The 16,579-nt window shown below is 69.4% G+C and carries 16 protein-coding genes; 7 read left to right on the forward strand and 9 right to left on the reverse strand.

What is annotated here, in order from left to right:
• Positions 1-41: 41 nt before the first annotated feature.
• From ACF1BE_RS04940 to trxA, 5 genes are all read left to right on the forward strand, one after another.
• On the forward strand, positions 42-1,763 hold the full coding sequence (locus tag ACF1BE_RS04940) for a serine/threonine protein kinase (RefSeq protein WP_392197558.1): 1,722 nt from the start codon (positions 42-44) through the stop codon (positions 1,761-1,763).
• A 26-nt stretch (positions 1,764-1,789) separates the two neighbouring features.
• Complete coding sequence (gene sigM / locus ACF1BE_RS04945) at positions 1,790-2,566, forward strand: RNA polymerase sigma factor SigM (RefSeq protein WP_392197559.1); 777 nt, start codon at positions 1,790-1,792, stop codon at positions 2,564-2,566.
• Positions 2,563-3,444 carry an anti-sigma factor family protein gene (locus tag ACF1BE_RS04950; protein ID WP_392197560.1) on the forward strand — a complete coding sequence of 294 codons (882 nt, stop codon included), beginning with the start codon at positions 2,563-2,565 and terminating at the stop codon, positions 3,442-3,444. The genes sigM and ACF1BE_RS04950 overlap by 4 nt, the downstream gene beginning before the upstream one ends.
• A 152-nt stretch (positions 3,445-3,596) precedes the next feature.
• Entirely contained in the window at positions 3,597-4,568 is a 972-nt protein-coding gene (gene trxB, locus ACF1BE_RS04955; RefSeq protein WP_392197561.1) for a thioredoxin-disulfide reductase, read from the forward strand.
• 51 nt (positions 4,569-4,619) lie between these two features.
• On the forward strand, positions 4,620-4,952 hold the full coding sequence (gene trxA / locus ACF1BE_RS04960; RefSeq protein ID WP_392197562.1) for a thioredoxin: 333 nt from the start codon (positions 4,620-4,622) through the stop codon (positions 4,950-4,952).
• Positions 4,953-5,052: 100 nt separating this feature from the next.
• Here the strand turns inward: trxA and ACF1BE_RS04965 are convergent, their stop codons facing one another.
• The 9 genes from ACF1BE_RS04965 to rpmH form a co-directional block, all read right to left on the reverse strand.
• The gene (locus ACF1BE_RS04965; RefSeq protein WP_392197563.1) at positions 5,053-5,670 is read right to left on the reverse strand and encodes a GNAT family N-acetyltransferase; all 618 of its coding nucleotides are present in this window, start codon (positions 5,668-5,670) and stop codon (positions 5,053-5,055) included.
• Positions 5,671-5,993: 323 nt separating this feature from the next.
• On the reverse strand, positions 5,994-7,094 hold the full coding sequence (locus ACF1BE_RS04970; RefSeq protein ID WP_392197564.1) for a ParB/RepB/Spo0J family partition protein: 1,101 nt from the start codon (positions 7,092-7,094) through the stop codon (positions 5,994-5,996).
• On the reverse strand, positions 7,091-8,164 hold the full coding sequence (locus ACF1BE_RS04975) for a ParA family protein (protein ID WP_392197565.1): 1,074 nt from the start codon (positions 8,162-8,164) through the stop codon (positions 7,091-7,093). Before ACF1BE_RS04975 ends, ACF1BE_RS04970 begins: the two co-directional genes overlap by 4 nt.
• A gap of 301 nt (positions 8,165-8,465) precedes the next feature.
• Positions 8,466-9,182, reverse strand: a complete 717-nt coding sequence (gene rsmG / locus ACF1BE_RS04980) for a 16S rRNA (guanine(527)-N(7))-methyltransferase RsmG (RefSeq protein ID WP_392197566.1) — start codon at positions 9,180-9,182, stop codon at positions 8,466-8,468.
• 119 nt (positions 9,183-9,301) lie between these two features.
• Positions 9,302-9,814, reverse strand: a complete 513-nt coding sequence (locus ACF1BE_RS04985; RefSeq protein WP_392197567.1) for a protein jag — start codon at positions 9,812-9,814, stop codon at positions 9,302-9,304.
• Positions 9,815-9,829: 15 nt separating this feature from the next.
• The gene (gene yidC / locus ACF1BE_RS04990) at positions 9,830-11,125 is read right to left on the reverse strand and encodes a membrane protein insertase YidC (RefSeq protein ID WP_392197568.1); all 1,296 of its coding nucleotides are present in this window, start codon (positions 11,123-11,125) and stop codon (positions 9,830-9,832) included.
• 3 nt (positions 11,126-11,128) lie between these two features.
• Complete coding sequence (yidD, locus tag ACF1BE_RS04995; protein WP_356819082.1) at positions 11,129-11,500, reverse strand: membrane protein insertion efficiency factor YidD; 372 nt, start codon at positions 11,498-11,500, stop codon at positions 11,129-11,131.
• A complete protein-coding gene (gene rnpA / locus ACF1BE_RS05000; protein WP_392197569.1) occupies positions 11,497-11,868 on the reverse strand; it encodes a ribonuclease P protein component in 372 nt (123 codons plus the stop codon). The genes yidD and rnpA overlap by 4 nt, the downstream gene beginning before the upstream one ends.
• Before the next feature lie 21 nt (positions 11,869-11,889).
• Complete coding sequence (gene rpmH / locus ACF1BE_RS05005; RefSeq protein WP_003949374.1) at positions 11,890-12,027, reverse strand: 50S ribosomal protein L34; 138 nt, start codon at positions 12,025-12,027, stop codon at positions 11,890-11,892.
• A gap of 375 nt (positions 12,028-12,402) precedes the next feature.
• On the opposite strand from rpmH, the gene dnaA reads away from it, so the two are divergent.
• Both dnaA and dnaN read left to right on the forward strand, forming a co-directional pair.
• The gene (gene dnaA / locus ACF1BE_RS05010) at positions 12,403-14,328 is read left to right on the forward strand and encodes a chromosomal replication initiator protein DnaA (protein WP_392197570.1); all 1,926 of its coding nucleotides are present in this window, start codon (positions 12,403-12,405) and stop codon (positions 14,326-14,328) included.
• Positions 14,329-15,415: 1,087 nt separating this feature from the next.
• Positions 15,416-16,546: a DNA polymerase III subunit beta gene (dnaN, locus tag ACF1BE_RS05015; RefSeq protein ID WP_392197571.1), complete on the forward strand. Its 1,131-nt coding sequence runs from the start codon at positions 15,416-15,418 to the stop codon at positions 16,544-16,546.
• Positions 16,547-16,579: the final 33 nt, after the last annotated feature.

The following is a 16,579-nucleotide window of genomic DNA, read 5'->3' on the forward strand; positions in this document are numbered from 1 at the left end:
GCGTCGGACAGCGTGCAACGGATGGGGAGGCAGGGACGACGGTGGCGGAACGGAGCACGGCTGCCGTCGACGTGGCAGACACCAGCGGTGAGCAACCGCTGACCGCCAAGGCGGACCAGTCCACGGCCGACGGGGTGGCCAAGAACCCGGAGCGGGACACGGACAGCGACCAGGCACAGGGGAGTGGCGGTACCGAGAGTCCCGCACAGAAGGCTTCGCCTCCGGAACTGCACAGTGGCCACAAGCTGGCCAGACGCTACCGGCTGGAGGAGTGCGTCACCCGTCTGGACGGCTTCAGCAGCTGGCGTGCGGTCGACGAGAAGCTCCGCCGCGCCGTCGGCGTCCACGTACTGCCCGCCGACCACGTCCGGGCCCGCTCCGTCCTCGCCGCTGCCCGTTCCTCCGCACTGCTCGGCGATCCGCGCTTCGTGCAGGTCCTCGACGCCGTCGAGGAGAACGACCTCGTGTACGTCGTGCACGAGTGGCTGCCCGACGCCACCGAAATGACCACCCTGCTCGCGGGCGGCCCGCTGGAACCGCACGACGCCTACCAGATGGTCAGTCAGATCTCCTCGGCCATGGCCGCGGCGCACCGCGAGGGCCTCGCCCATCTGCGGCTCAACCCCAACGCCGTTCTGCGCACCTCCAGCGGCCAGTGGCGTATCCGCGGCCTCGCCGTGAACGCCGCGCTGCGCGGCGTCAGCTCCGACACCCCGCAGCGCACCGACACGGAGGCCATCGGCGCCCTGCTGTACGCGGCGCTCACCCAGCGCTGGCCGTACGAGAACGACGCCTACGGCCTGTCCGGCCTCCCCAAGGACATCGGCCTCATCGCACCGGACCAGGTGCGGGCCGGAGTGCACCGCGGCCTGTCCGAGCTGACCATGCGTGCCCTGGTGAACGACGGGGCCACTGCCTCCCGTCACGAGGCTCCGTGCACCACGCCGGAGGAGCTGGTGAAGGCGATCGGCGAGATGCCCCGCATCCGCCCGCCCGAGCCGTCGTTCACGGCCCCGCCGGACTACCAGCGCACCACCTACCAGCAGGGCACCTACGGTCGCCCGGCAGCGCACCCCGGAGCCGGTCAGCCGATCACGGCCCCGCCGCCCCCGCTCCAGAGCCGCACCGGCAAGGCCCTGAAGTGGGCGGTGTCGGCACTCCTGATCGCCGCCCTGGGCCTGGGCAGCTGGCAGCTCGCGGATGCCCTGATGGACCGGGACCGCACGTCGGACGACACCAACAAGAGCCAGACGACGGACGACGGCGACAAGAGCCCTGCGAAGACGAAACCGGTTCCGATAAAGATCCAGCACAGCCAGGAGTTCGTCGCCGAGGGGGCGCCCCAGCGCCCCGCCGACGTGGCCAAGACGTACGACGGGGACGCGTCCACCTACTGGAGGACGAGGAGTTTCAACGAAGGCCCCACGATCGCGCCGTTCAAGCCGGGGGTCGGCATCGTCTACGACCTCGGCTCGGTCAGCAAGCTCAGCACCGCCACCATCGACATGCGCTACGCCGGTGACCACACGACGGTCGAGCTGTACGCGGCCGACTCGCTGACGCCGCCCTCGCTGGACTCGATGGACCAGATCGGCAAGGTCACGACGACGGGCACCAGCGCTACGGTGAAGGTCACCAAGTCGGTCAAGACGCGGTACGTCCTCGTCTGGCTGACGGCTGTGCCGAATTCAGGGTATGACTCCGCCCTGTACGCCGGGGCCGGCTTCAAGCAGGCCATCGGCGAAGTGAAGTTCACGGGCTGACGTCTCACCCGGACCGGAGGGGGCAGATGGCGGAGGGCGCCGGATACGACGGAGCGAGCGACAAGGACCTGCTCGCCCGTCACGTGGAAGGTGATCCCGAGGCCTTCGGTGAGATCGTGCGGCGGCACCGGGACCGGCTCTGGGCGGTCGCGCTGCGGACGCTGGGAGACCGGGAGGAGGCCGCGGACGCGGTGCAGGACGCCCTGGTGTCCGCCTACCGGGCCGCCCACACCTTCCGGGGGCAGTCGGCCGTCACCACGTGGCTGCACCGGATCACCGTGAACGCCTGCCTGGACCGGGTCCGCAAGGCGGCCTCGCGCAAAACCGCACCGGTCGACGACACCGAGCGGCTGGAGCAGCTGCTGGAACCGTACGAGTCCGCCTCGGCACCGGCCGAGCGCAAGGACGTGCACCGCCAGCTCCTCGAAGCGCTCGGCACCCTCCCGCCGGAGCAGCGGGCCGCTCTGGTCCTGGTGGACATGCAGGGATATCCGGTGGCCGAGGCCGCGCGGATCCTGGATGTGCCGACGGGGACGGTGAAGAGCCGGTGCGCCCGGGGCAGAGCCCGGCTGCTGCCTCTGCTGGCTCATCTACGGCCCGAGGGCAGCGCGGATCCGCGGACCGCCCGTACCCGGAGCGGCGAAGAAGCCGATGGCGCGGGAGGGCGGAAAGAATCCGGCCCGGGGCGGAACCGGGGGGCGGGGACATCCGTCCCACCGGCAACGGGATCACCGAGCGGACGCCCCCTGGACACGGGGCCGAGCGATTCAGCCGCAGTGAAGGGCGGAGGTGGGCGAGCGTGACTTCCAGGACGGACACGGCCGGGCACCCGGACGTCGCCGAGATCTCCGACCTCACCGAGGGCCTGCTGGCGCCGGACCGGAGCACCGATGTGCGGCGTCATCTGGGCACGTGTGAGGCGTGCGCGGACATGTACGCCTCGCTGGAGGAGATCCGGAGCCTCCTGGGATCCGTACCGGAGTCGGAGCGGATGCCGGACGACGTGGCCGAGCGCATCGACATCGCCCTGGCCGCCGGGGCCCCACCGCGCGCCGGCGGCGAGGTCACCGCCGGTCATGTTTCACGTGAAACAGCGCCCGTGGTGCATCGTCCCGGCGGACGACCGCGTGCGACGACCGGGCCCGGACGCAAGCCGTCCGAGCGCGGGCGGCGCCGTGGCCGGTTCGTGCTGGGTGCCGTTCTCACGGCCGCGGTGCTGGGCGGCGGTGGCCTGGTCGTGACGTCACTCGGTGACAACTCCGGCGACACGACAGCCCACGGGACGCCGACCACCTCCGCCGGCGCCTTCTCCGGTGACAGCGTGCAGAACCAGGTTCATGGCCTCCTCGCCACGAAGAAGGGGCTGCCGCAGGACAGCGAGAAGCCCCGGCTGCACACCGAGGGCGGGTCGGACACACCAGGGGCGACCCGGGGCCCGAACACCTTGATCCAGACCGCTGTCCCCGTCCCCGACTGTGTCCGGCAAGCGCTCAGCCGAGGCGCTGACGTCTTGGGCGCCAAGACGGGCACCTATGCGGGGAAGTCCGCCTACCTCGTCGTCGTGGCCGATGCTCACGACAGCAAGCGGGTCACCGCGTACGTGGTCGACGAGGCCTGCGTGCGGCAGCGGAGCACCGCGGCCGGCGAGGTCCTGCTGAAACAGTCCGTCGTGCGTCCCTGAGTCGGCTGGAACACTCCTTCGGCCGCCGGTGCGTTTGCGTGTGCCCGGACACACCGGGAATGCACGCCCCGTAGGATCCGTTGGGTGGGTGAGAGTCCTGAAAGGGGCTCTCACCGGTCGACTGACGCTGACCAGAGACGAGGAATCAAGCCGTGAGCGACGTCCGTAACGTGATCATCATCGGCTCCGGGCCCGCCGGCTACACGGCGGCGCTCTACACCGCCCGTGCGTCGCTGAAGCCCCTGGTGTTCGAAGGCGCCGTCACCGCGGGTGGGGCCCTGATGAACACCACCGAGGTGGAGAACTTCCCCGGCTTCCGCGACGGCATCATGGGCCCCGACCTCATGGACAACATGCGTGCGCAGGCTGAGCGCTTCGGCGCCGAGCTGGTTCCGGACGACATCGTCTCCGTCGACCTGACCGGTGAGATCAAGACCGTCACCGACACCGCGGGCACCGTCCACCAGGCGAAGTCCGTCATCGTGACCACCGGGTCCCAGCACCGCAAGCTGGGCCTCCCGAAGGAGGACGTGCTGTCCGGTCGCGGTGTCTCCTGGTGCGCCACCTGTGACGGGTTCTTCTTCAGGGACCAGGACATCGCCGTGATCGGCGGCGGTGACACCGCGATGGAGGAGGCCACCTTCCTCTCGCGGTTCGCCAAGTCCGTGACGGTCGTGCACCGCCGGGACACCCTGCGTGCCTCGAAGGCGATGCAGGAGCGTGCCTTCGCCGACCCGAAGATCAAGTTCGTCTGGGACAGCGAGGTCGCCGAGATCCAGGGCGACCAGAAGCTCTCCGGACTGAAGCTGCGCAACCTCAAGACCGGCGAGTTGTCCGAGCTGCCCGTGACGGGTCTGTTCATCGCGATCGGCCATGACCCGCGTACCGAGCTGTTCCAGGGGCAGCTGGACCTGGACGAGGAGGGTTACCTGAAGGTCGCCGCTCCGTCCACGCGTACCAACGTGACCGGTGTCTTCGCCGCCGGCGACGTGGTCGACCACACCTACCGCCAGGCGATCACCGCGGCCGGCACCGGCTGCTCCGCCGCTTTGGACGCCGAGCGCTTCCTCGCCGCTCTCGCGGACGAGGACCAGGCGGAGCCCGAGAAGACCGCGGCCGTCTGATCTTCCCCTTCTCCCCTCGCCCCACCGCACGACCAAGGTAAGGAGCCCGCCGTGGCCGGCAACCTCAAGATTGTGACCGACGATTCCTTCGACCAGGACGTCCTGAAGAGCGACAAGCCTGTTCTGGTGGACTTCTGGGCGGCCTGGTGCGGCCCGTGCCGCCAGATCGCCCCGTCGCTGGAGGCGATCGCTGCCGAGTTCGGCGACAAGATCGAGATCGTCAAGATCAACATCGACGAGAACCCGGGCACGGCCGCCAAGTACGGCGTCATGTCCATCCCGACCCTGAACGTCTACCAGGACGGCGAGGTCGCCAAGACGATCGTCGGCGCAAAGCCCAAGGCCGCGCTTCTGCGCGACCTCGAAGAGTTCATCACCAAGTGACGTTTCACGTGAAACACGAATGGGCCGACCCTCCGGGGTCGGCCCATTCGCATGCGACGGCCCTCTGCTGACGGCCGCCCCGTCGGCACCCGGCCGACCGCTACAGCGGCCTCAGCGCGGGTTCCTTCTGGACCGCTCCCAGAAGACGGTCGAGTGCCATCTCCACGTCTTCCTTCCAGGAGACCGTGGACCGCAGCTCCAACCGCAGCCGGGGATGTGCGGGGTGCTGACGGACCGTCTTGAAGCCCACGGCCAGCAGATGGTCGGCGGGCAGCAGGCAGGCCGGTTCCTTCCAACGGGCGTCACCGAACGCCTCGATCGCTTTGAAGCCCCTGCGCAGCAGGTCCTTGGCAACCGCCTGCACCAGCACCCGACCCAGTCCCTGCCCCTGGTAGCCGGGCAGGATGAAGGCCGTGATCAGCTGCACCGCGTCCGGTGAGACCGGGCTCGTGGGAAAGGCCGTGGAGCGCGGCACGTAGGCCGGCGGGGCATAGAGCACGAAGCCCGCCGGCACGTCATCGACGTAAGCCACCCGGCCGCACGATCCCCAGTCCAGCAGGACGGCGGAGATCCAGGCTTCCTTCTCCGTCGCGGATGTGCCCGCTGTCACCGCCGCTTCGCCGCTGACAGGGTCCAGTTCCCAGAAGACGCATGAGCGACAGCGTTGGGGAAGGTCCTGAAGGTTGTCCAGCGTGAGCGGCACGAGCCGACGCCCCATGAAGGCTGATCCTCGCTTCCTTCGCCCGCCGCATCGTGTGCGGCTGTCAGAGCGCTCCGCTCCCTGAGCAGGCTGCCGACGAACCCGCCGACCGCGCCGAGGCCCAGGCCCGCGCTCACCAGTCCGGTGCGGCTCATCGATCGCATGGCCCCGACTCCCCGCTCAGAGATGCAGATGCTGTCCGGTGGATGCGCCATACCTGTTGGCATCGTATCCACCATGGGATTCACTCGATACCGCCCTAAAGCAAAGAGCGGACCGTGTTCCGGCACACACCGGACACGGCCCGCTCCCCTGCACAACGGGGCGGATCCGCCCGAGGCTCAGTCGTGCGTCTCCTGGCTGTCGCCCTCCCGAAGACCGCTCTGAAGGGCCAGCTTCTCGCCCGGAGCGAGCGCGCTGAGGATCCGCTCAAGGTCGTCCGGCGAGGCGAACTCGACGGTGATCTTGCCCTTCTTCTGGCCCAGTTCGACCTTCACCCGCGTCTCGAAGCGGTCCGACAACCGGGTGGCCAGCTCGCTCAGTGCCGGAGAGGGCACCGAACCGGCCCGGGGGCCCCGCGAACGCGAGGCCTTCTGAGGCCGCGAGCCCATCAGCGTGACGATCTCTTCCACGGACCGCACCGACAGCCCCTCGGCCACGATCCGGTGTGCCAGCCGGTCCTGCTCCTCGGAGTCCTCGACAGCCAGCAACGCCCGGGCATGACCGGCCGAAAGCACTCCGGCGGCCACCCGCTTCTGCACCGTCGGCGACAGCTTCAGCAGACGCAGGGTGTTGGAGACCTGCGGACGGGAGCGCCCGATCCGGTCCGCCAGCTGGTCGTGCGTGCAGTTGAAGTCCTTCAGCAGCTGGTCGTAGGCAGCGGCCTCTTCGATCGGGTTCAGCTGCGCCCGGTGCAGGTTCTCCAGCAGTGCGTCCAGGAGGAGCTTCTCGTCCTCCGTGGCCCGGACGATGGCCGGGATGGCGTCCAGGCCGGCCTCGCGGCAGGCGCGCCAGCGGCGCTCGCCCATGATCAGCTCGTAGCGGGCCGGTCCCAGCTGCCGCACCACGACGGGCTGGAGGAGACCGACCTCCCTGATGGAGGTGACCAGCTCCTGAAGCGCGTCCTCGTCGAAGATCTCGCGCGGCTGCCGCGGGTTCGGCGTGATGTCGTCCAGCGGGATCTCGGCGAAGTGGGCACCCACCGGAGGCGTGGGCACCTCCACGGCGGGGCTTGCCGGGGCCACCTCGGCCTCGTGCACGACAGGCGGCAGCGTGGCCACCTTCGCCGCGGCCACCCCCCGGTCGGTCGTCAGCACCGGGACGGCGGCGGGGGAAGTCGATGCTCCGCCGCCCACCGTCGCCGGCGCCGGGGTCTTCTCGGTCGGGGCAGCGGGGATCAACGCGCCGAGTCCACGGCCCAGTCCCCTCCGTCGCTCACTCACTGGGTGCCCTCCACCATGCTCGGGTTGTTCTGGGCGCCGATGTGGGCGTGGCCGGCGTCGTAGCTGACACCGATGCCCCTCAGCGCGATTTCTCGGGCCGCCTCAAGGTAAGAGAGGGCGCCGCTCGATCCTGGATCGTAGGTCAGCACCGTCTGCCCGTAACTCGGCGCCTCCGAGATACGGACGGAGCGGGGAATGCTCGTCCGCAGCACCTCGTCGCCGAAGTGGGTGCGCACCTCTTCGGCGACCTGGGAAGCGAGACGCGTCCGGCCGTCGTACATGGTGAGCAGAATGGTCGACACATGCAGCGTGGGGTTGAGGTGCCCCCGCACCAGGTCGACGTTGCGCAGCAGCTGGCCCAGTCCCTCCAGCGCGTAGTACTCGCACTGGATCGGGATGAGTACCTCCTGGCCGGCGACCAGTGCGTTGACCGTCAGCAGGCCGAGGGAGGGCGGGCAGTCGATGAGGATGTAGTCCAACGGCTGCTCGTACGCCTGGATCGCCCGCTGGAGCCGGCTCTCCCGGGCCACCAGGGACACCAACTCGATCTCCGCACCGGCGAGATCGATGGTGGCGGGTGCGCAGAAGAGGCCCTCGACGTCGACGACGGGCTGGACGACCTCGGCGAGAGGCCTGCTCTCCACCAACACGTCGTAGATGGAGGGGACCTCGGCGTGGTGGTCGATCCCCAGAGCCGTCGATGCGTTGCCCTGCGGGTCGAGGTCGACCACCAGGACACGGCTGCCGTGCAGAGCCAGCGAGGCGGCAAGGTTGACGGTCGTCGTCGTCTTGCCCACGCCACCCTTCTGGTTGGCGACCACGATCAGTCGGGTCTGCTCCGGTCGCGGCAGGCCTTCGCCGGCGCGACCGAGAGCCTCCACCGCCAATTGGGCCGCTCGACCGATGGGAGTGTCGTCCATCGGGGGCGGTGTTTCACGTGAAACATCCGCCCCCATCGACTCGGTGCGGGGACCGGGGACCGGATCGGTCATCGGTCCCGCGATGTTGGCGTCGGACCGCACGGATTCACTCTCCTCGACATCAGGCTCGCAATGAACAGAGCCTCCCATGCCGTCGGGGTCATGAACCAGTGAGGCCTGTCGTTCTGTGGAGAAATCCACCTCTGTGGACAACTCCGTGCCCCGGGAGGGGGCCGGGGTGCCCGGTGAGGGGGGTTCCTGTCCGAGCGAGCCGAGAGAAGCCCGGTCGCGGGGCTCGGCCGCGGCGCGACCGCGGCCGATGATGCCGTGCAGCAATGGGCGACGTTTCACGTGAAACACGATGCACAGCGCCCGCGACCGGACCTCCGCGACACTCCGGAGTATGGCGGAGGGGCAGCTTGTGTGGAGTACGGCTCGTCGTCAGGACGGGTCAGCGACGGCGACGAACACGACCGGTACGGGCCGCCTTCGCCCGCTTGGCCGCGAAGCGCACACCGCCCGGGCTCTCCCCGACCTCGACCCGCACCACGGTGGACATGGGATCCACGACGCCCTCACCCACATGCAGGATGGATGTCTCGACCGCACCGAGCTTGCTGAGAGCGGAGGCCGCGGCCTTCAGCTCCTCCTCGGCCGTGTCACCCTTCAGCGCGAGCATCTCGCCGTACGGACGCAGCAGCGGAATGCCCCAGGTGGCAAGGCGGTCCAGCGGAGCCACGGCACGAGCGGTCACCACATGCACGGGCGGCAGCTTGCCCATGACCTCCTCGGCACGACCGCGCACCACGGTGACGTGGTCCAGGCCGAGCAGTTCGACGACCTCGCTGAGGAAGTTGGTGCGTCGCAGCAGCGGCTCCAGCAGGGTGATGTTCAGATCGTCCCGGACCAGGGCGAGCGGGATACCCGGCAGGCCGGCACCCGAGCCGACGTCGCAGACCGTCACGCCCTCCGGGACGGCCTCGGACAGCACCGCACAGTTGAGCAGGTGCCGCTCCCACAGGCGGGGCACCTCCCGCGGACCGATGAGGCCACGCTGCACGCCCGCCTCGGCGAGCAGCTCCGCATAGCGCACCGCATCCGCGAAGCGATCACCAAACACTTCCCGCGCCTGCGCGGGCGCGGGGGGAAGCTCCGCTGCCTCCGTCACGGGGACCGTCCTTCCGTACAGCGCCGGCGCTTCACGCACCGGCCACCAGAACTACCAGGCTGACAAATATTCGGCCCCGCCTGCTCAACAGACGGGGCCGGTGAAGCGCGAGGGTCCGATCAAGCGGGCAGTACGACGACGAACCGCTGCGGCTCCTCGCCTTCGGACTCGCTGCGCAGTCCCGCGGCCTTGACCGCGTCGTGCACGACCTTGCGCTCGAAGGGGCTCATCGGCACGAGCTTCACGGGCTCGCCGCTGCTCTTCACCTCGGCGACGGCCTTGGCACCCAGCTCGGACAGCTCGGCCCGCTTCCTGGCCCGGTACCCCGCGATGTCCAGCATCAGCCGGCTGCGGTCGCCGGTCTCCCGGTGCACCGCCAGGCGCGTCAGCTCCTGAAGCGCCTCCAGCACCTCGCCGTCCCGGCCGACCAGCTTCTCCAGGTCGCGGCTGCCGGTGTCGCTGATGATCGACACGGCGGCGCGGTCGGCCTCGACGTCCATGTCGATGTCGCCGTCGAGATCGGCGATGTCCAGCAGACCCTCGAGGTAGTCCGCCGCGATCTCACCCTCCTGCTCCAAGCGGGTGAGGGTGTCTGCACCCTCGGCAGCGGCGGAGGTGGTGCCTTCCGTCACGGGATGGGCTCCTTCTTACTTCTTGGACGGGGACTTGGGCCGCTGCGGGCCACCCTTGCGCTGGCCGGACTGGGCCTTGCTGCGGGTGCCGGAGCCGGGCTTCTGGGGCTGCTTGGGCTGCTTGGCAGCGGCGGGCTTGGCGTCCTGCGGCTCGTCGGTCTTCTCCAGCGACAGCGAGTCGTCACCCACTTGCCTGGACCCGCCGGACTGACGCTGGGACTTGCTCTGACGCTTGGGCTGCTGGCGCCGGCCGGCGGTGTCGGTACCGGTCACGCCCGTGGTGGTGGTCACGCCGTCCTCGGTCTGCGCCGCGGCCTGGGCCGTGCTCCGCACCACGGTGCCGTCGGCCTGGGCGGCGAGACCGGCCTTGTTCAGCGCGTTGACGAACTTGCGCTCGAACTCGTTGCGGTCACGGCCCTTGGCGACGATCGCCTTGACGATGGCCTTCTCACCACGCCGGCGGATCTTGCCGTGCTGGGTGACGTGCTTGGTCAGGCGTTCCAGGTAGGCGGCCTGCGCCTTGGAGCCCGGCGTCGGGTTGTTGCGGATGACGTACATCTGCTGGCCCATGGTCCACACGTTGGTGGTCAGCCAGTAGACGAGGACACCGACCGGGAAGTTGATGCCGAAGACGGCGAACATGACCGGGAAGACGTACATCAGCATCTTCTGCTGCTGCATGAACGGCGTCTTCACCGTGGTGTCGACGTTCTTCGTCATCAGCTGACGCTGCGTGTAGAACTGCGAGAACGACATCATCACGATCATGACCGCGGTCACGACCCGGACGTCGGTCAGCGTGGCGCCCAGCGCCTCGACCGTGGCCGCGCTGTCCATGAACTTCGCCGCGAGCGGGGCGCCGAAGATGTGCGCCTGACGGGCGCTGGCGAGCAGCTGCTCGTCGATGACGCCGATCTTCTTGCCCGAGGCGATGCCGCTGAGCACGTGGTACAGGGCGAAGAAGAACGGGGACTGCGCCAGGATGGGAAGGCACGAGGAGAGCGGGTTGGTACCCGTCTCCTTGTACAGCTTCATCATCTCTTCGGACTGGCGCTGCCGGTCGTTCTTGTAGCGCTCCTGGATCTTCTTCATCTCCGGCTGGAGCGTCTGCATCGCGCGCGTCGACTTGATCTGCTTCACGAAGAGCGGGATCAGGCAGATGCGGATCAGGATCACGAGGGACACGATGGACAGGCCCCAGGCCCACCCGGTGTTCGGGCCGAAGATGGCGCCGTACACCGTGTGGAACTGGACGATGACCCATGAGACGGGTGTCGTGATGAAGCTGAAGAGGCTGGCAATCGTGTCCACTAATCATGCTCCTTGGGCATGGGACGAGGTCTCTGCGGCCGGGCTCGGGGGAAGCTCGGAAGCAGGCTTCTCGGGCTTCGCTTCGATGGCCGGTGCGGCGGAGGGCCCGCCCTTGCGTGCGCGCCAGGCGTTGCGCAGCCTTTCGTGCCACCGCGGGCGCTTACGCGGAGGGACATGGTCCACACCGCCGAGCGACCACGGATTGCACCGGAGGATGCGCCAGGCGGTGAGTGCCGTTCCCTTGACCGCACCGTGCCGGTCGATGGCTGTGTAGCCGTAGTGGGAGCACGACGGGTAGTACTTGCACACCGGCCCCAGCAGCGGACTGATCGTCCACTGGTACAGCTTGATCAGGGCCAGTAGCGGGTACTTCATCGCGCGCCCCCTCCCAGCAACCGCTGTAGGGCGGCGTCCAGGTCTTGGGCCAGCTGTGCGTGGTCCGCGTCGCCCGCTCCGGGCAGCGCTCGTACGACTACCAGGCTACCGGGGGGGAACAGGGCGACTCGGTCACGCATCAGATGACGCAGTCTGCGCTTCACTTTGTTGCGCACGACCGCACCACCCACGGCCTTGCTCACGACGAAACCCGCACGCGTCGGGGGAGCGCTCTCCCCAGGCGCGTGCGGGTCCGTGGCACCGCTACGAAGGTGGACGACGAGGGTTGGGCGACCTGCCCGGCGCCCTCGTCGTACCGCGGTCGCGAAGTCCTCGCGCCGCCTCAGCCGGTTATCGGTGGGCAGCACGATGGCATGACCTGACCGGGATCAGGCGGACAGACGGGCGCGACCCTTGCCACGGCGGGACGCGAGAATCGCGCGGCCGGCACGGGTGCGCATACGCAGCCGGAAGCCGTGGGTCTTCGCGCGACGACGGTTGTTCGGCTGGAAGGTGCGCTTGCTCACTCGGGGGCTCCAGAAGAAATCGGTAGTGGCGGGGTGCCGTCCTGGCTGTCACCGTGCGCCCACGAGTAGCTCGCTTCACGCCCGAGTGCACCGCTTCCCGATCACCCAAGTGATCTGTGCCCATCGGAGGCAGGCGGCAGCAGCCATCGACAACTCGACCTGGTTACGGTACGCGCGGCCGGCCCGTCCGGTCAAACCGGGGGTCGCCGAGAGACACTGTCCACAGGCTGGGGACAACAACTTGAACCCTACCCGCCGCGCTGACTACCGTGGCTGGACTCCGATTCGTTCCCTTGTCCCACTCACCACCCGATTCAGACCCCGACCCCTCCCCCCGGACCACACGTTCGTGGGACCTGTGAAAGAGCGTGCCCTGTGGCTGACGTACCTGCCGATCTTGCCGCAGTGTGGCCACGCGTACTGGAGCAACTGCTCGGGGAGGGCCGCGGTCAGGGCGTCGAGGCGAGGGACGAGCACTGGATCCGGCGCTGCCAGCCGCTGGCGCTGGTCGCCGACACCGCGCTGCTCGCCGTACCGAACGAATTCGCGAAGGGCGTACTGGAGGGCCGTCTCGCGCCGGTCGTCAGCGAGACCCTGAGCCGCGAGTGCGGCCGGCCGATCCGGATCGCGATCACCGTGGACGACTCGGCGGGCGAACCGCCGGCGCCCACCGCGCAGCAGGCGCCCGCGTCGCGCTACGAGGAACCGGAACCGTCCTCGGGGTCGTACGAGGGCTACGGCCGCCACCGCGCGCCCGACCAGATCCCGGGCACCGAGCCGAGCGGCGAGCAGTCCCCGCAGGGCCGCTCGGACCAGCTCCCGACCGCCCGCCCGGCCTACCCGTCGGAGTACCAGCGCCCCGAGCCCGGCGCCTGGCCGCGCCCCGGGCAGGACGACTACGGCTGGCAGCAGCCGCGGCTCGGCTTCCCCGAGCGCGACCCGTACGCGTCGCCGTCGTCCCAGGACGGTTACGGCTCCGAGGCGGACACGTACGGCTCGCCGTCGCAGGACTACCGGCCGCAGGGCAGGGAGCGGCCGTCGTACGGGCAGCAGCGCGGTGACTACGACGCCCGGCGTGCGCCCTACGAGCCGTCGCGCCCGGACTACGACTCCTCCCGGACCGAGTACGACCAGCGCGACCCGGTCCGCCGTGAGCCGCCCGACCCGTCGGCGCACCGCGGCGGCCACGGCCGCCCGGCCATGTCCGGCCCGGGCGTCCCCGGTCCGCCCGCCGGGCAGCCGGCGAAGGGGAGCGGGCCCGGCGAGCCGACCGCGCGGCTGAACCCCAAATATCTGTTCGACACGTTCGTCATCGGCGCGTCGAACCGGTTCGCGCACGCGGCGGCGGTCGCCGTCGCCGAGGCGCCCGCCAAGGCGTACAACCCCCTGTTCATCTACGGGGAGTCCGGGCTCGGCAAGACGCATCTGCTGCACGCGATCGGGCACTACGCGCGCAGTCTCTACCCGGGCACGCGTGTGCGCTATGTGAGCTCGGAGGAGTTCACCAACGAGTTCATCAACTCGATCCGCGACGGCAAGGGCGACAGCTTCCGCAAGCGGTACCGCGAGATGGACATCCTGCTCGTCGACGACATCCAGTTCCTGGCGGACAAGGAGTCGACGCAGGAGGAGTTCTTCCACACGTTCAACACGCTCCACAACGCCAACAAGCAGATCGTGCTGTCGAGCGACCGGCCGCCCAAGCAGCTGGTGACGCTGGAGGACCGGCTGCGGAACCGTTTCGAGTGGGGTCTGATCACCGATGTCCAGCCGCCGGAGCTGGAGACCCGGATCGCGATCCTGCGCAAGAAGGCGGTGCAGGAGCAGCTGAACGCGCCGCCGGAGGTGCTGGAGTTCATCGCCTCCCGCATCTCGCGGAACATCCGTGAGCTGGAGGGCGCGCTGATCAGGGTGACGGCGTTCGCCTCGCTCAACCGGCAGCCGGTGGACCTGGGCCTGACCGAGATCGTCCTGAAGGACCTGATCCCCGGCGGTGAGGACTCGACGCCGGAGATCACCGCGCCGGCCATCATGGCGGCGACCGCGGACTACTTCGGGCTCACGGTCGAGGACCTGTGCGGCAGCTCGCGTGGCCGCCAGCTGGTCACGGCCCGGCAGATCGCCATGTACCTGTGCCGCGAGCTGACGGACCTGTCGCTGCCCAAGATCGGCGCGCAGTTCGGCGGCCGCGACCACACGACCGTCATGCACGCCGACCGCAAGATCCGCGCGCTGATGGCCGAGCGCCGCTCGATCTACAACCAGGTCACCGAGCTGACGAACCGCATCAAGAACGGCTGAGGCAGGCCGTACGCAGGCCGGCACGGAGGGCGCCCCGGGACACACCCCGGGGCGCCCTCCGCCGTTCCAGGGGGCCGTCCCGGCGGGGCCGGAGCCGTCCCCCGGTGGTCCTCGCCGCCGCGGAGCCGTCCCGGCGGGGCGCGCCCGCCGGGAGCGAGCCGTTCCGGCGGGCCATGCTCGGCGGCCAGGCTCGCGGACCCACTCGGCCCCCTTCAGGCGGGCGCTCCAGGCGTCCAGGAGGTCGCTCGCCGGGGTCGTCGGTCTGGGGTCCGGCCCTCCGGGCGCCGCGGCACGGCCCGGTGAGCCGTTCCTCCCGTGTCATCCCGTGTTCGAATTCATGCCGGGTTACGGCCACTCTCCACAGATTCGGTGACTTTCTTCCGTCCACACCCTGGGGACCGGGGAGTTGTCCCGAACCGCGTCCACAGGGAGGCTGGCCCCACGACCTCCGCCCAGCTCAGGGGCCTGTGGATTGGTGGACAAAGGATCTCCACAGCCTGTGGACAACCCAGGGGTCCCCAACCTGTGGACGAAGTTGTCCACGGGTAACCCACAGGCTGGGGGCGGTTGTCCCCAGCGATCCGCCGCTTCTCCACATGGCTGTCCACTGTTCGGCAACCTGTCGGCCCCGGTCACCACGTCGAGTGAAAGGCGTCACACGAGGCCGCTGGATTGGGGTGTGGGAAACCCGGGTATTCCTGGGGACACAGCTGGGGAGAACTGCCCTCACCCTGTGGGCGCTGTGTGCAGAACTTTTTGTTCTCCACAGACAGGCCTGGTTGTCCACCGGCTCCACCCACAGGCCCGGTGGATAAAATTCCCGCGCTGAACTGGGCAAACGTAGTTATCCACGGTATCCACAGCCCCTACTACTACTCCCGACTAGAGATAGCTGGGAAACCGCTTCGAAGTGGGGCCTGTGCACAACTCGCCGCCTCGAGCCCGGCTGCCCCCCGGACCGACTTGACCCCGACGGGCACCTACTGTCAGTGCTGTGCGTCAGACTGGTCCCCGGTGCTCCGCCCGTCGCAGTGGGCGGTGACACCGAGTCGGAGGACTCAGTAGCAACAGCAGGAGGCGGCTTACGGTGAAGATCCGGGTGGAACGCGACGTACTCGCGGAGGCAGTGGCCTGGGCGGCACGCAGCCTCCCGGCCCGTCCGCCGGCGCCTGTCCTCGCCGGCCTTCTGCTGAAGGCCGAGGACGGCCAGCTGAGCCTGTCGGGTTTCGACTACGAGGTCTCCGCCCGCGTGAACGTCGACGCGGAGGTCGAGGAGGAGGGCACCGTCCTCGTCTCCGGCCGCCTGCTGGCCGACATCTCCCGGGCCCTGCCCAACCGGCCGGTGGAGATCTCCACAGACGGTGTACGGGCGACCGTGGTCTGCGGCTCCTCGCGGTTCACCCTCCACACCCTGCCGGTGGAGGAGTACCCGGCGCTGCCGCAGATGCCGAACGCGACCGGCACCGTCCCGGGTGAGGTCTTCGCCGCCGCCGTGTCCCAGGTGGCCATCGCCGCCGGCCGTGACGACACGCTCCCGGTGCTCACCGGTGTCCGCATCGAGATCGAGGGCGACACGGTCACCCTGGCCTCCACCGACCGCTACCGCTTCGCGGTCCGCGAGTTCCTGTGGAAGCCGGAGAACCCGGACGCCTCCGCGGTCGCCCTGATCCCCGCCAAGACGCTGCTGGACACCGCCAAGTCGCTCGGTGCCGGTGACAGCGTCACGCTGGCGCTGTCCGGCTCCGGTGCCGGTGAGGGCCTGATCGGTTTCGAGGGCGCGGGCCGGCGTACGACCACGCGACTGCTCGAGGGCGACCTGCCGAAGTACCGGACGCTGTTCCCGACCGAGTTCAACTCCGTCGCCGTGATCGAGACCGCGCCCTTCGTGGAGGCCGTCAAGCGCGTGGCGCTGGTCGCCGAGCGGAACACCCCGGTGCGGCTGAGCTTCGAGCAGGGTGTGCTGATCCTCGAGGCCGGGTCCAGCGACGACGCACAGGCTGTGGAAAGGGTCGACGCCCAGCTGGAGGGCGACGACATCTCGATCGCCTTCAACCCGACGTTCCTGCTGGACGGCCTGAGCGCGATCGACTCCCCGGTGGCCCAGCTGTCGTTCACGACGTCCACGAAGCCGGCGCTGCTCAGCGGGAGGCCGGCGGTGGACGCGGAGGCCGACGACGCGTACAAGTACCTGATCATGCCGGTGCGGCTCAGCGGCTGAGCCGGTGGTCGTCCACAGGCCGGTGGAGAACCG

The organism is Streptomyces sp. NPDC014991, assembly GCF_043080665.1.
GTDB lineage: Bacteria > Actinomycetota > Actinomycetes > Streptomycetales > Streptomycetaceae > Streptomyces.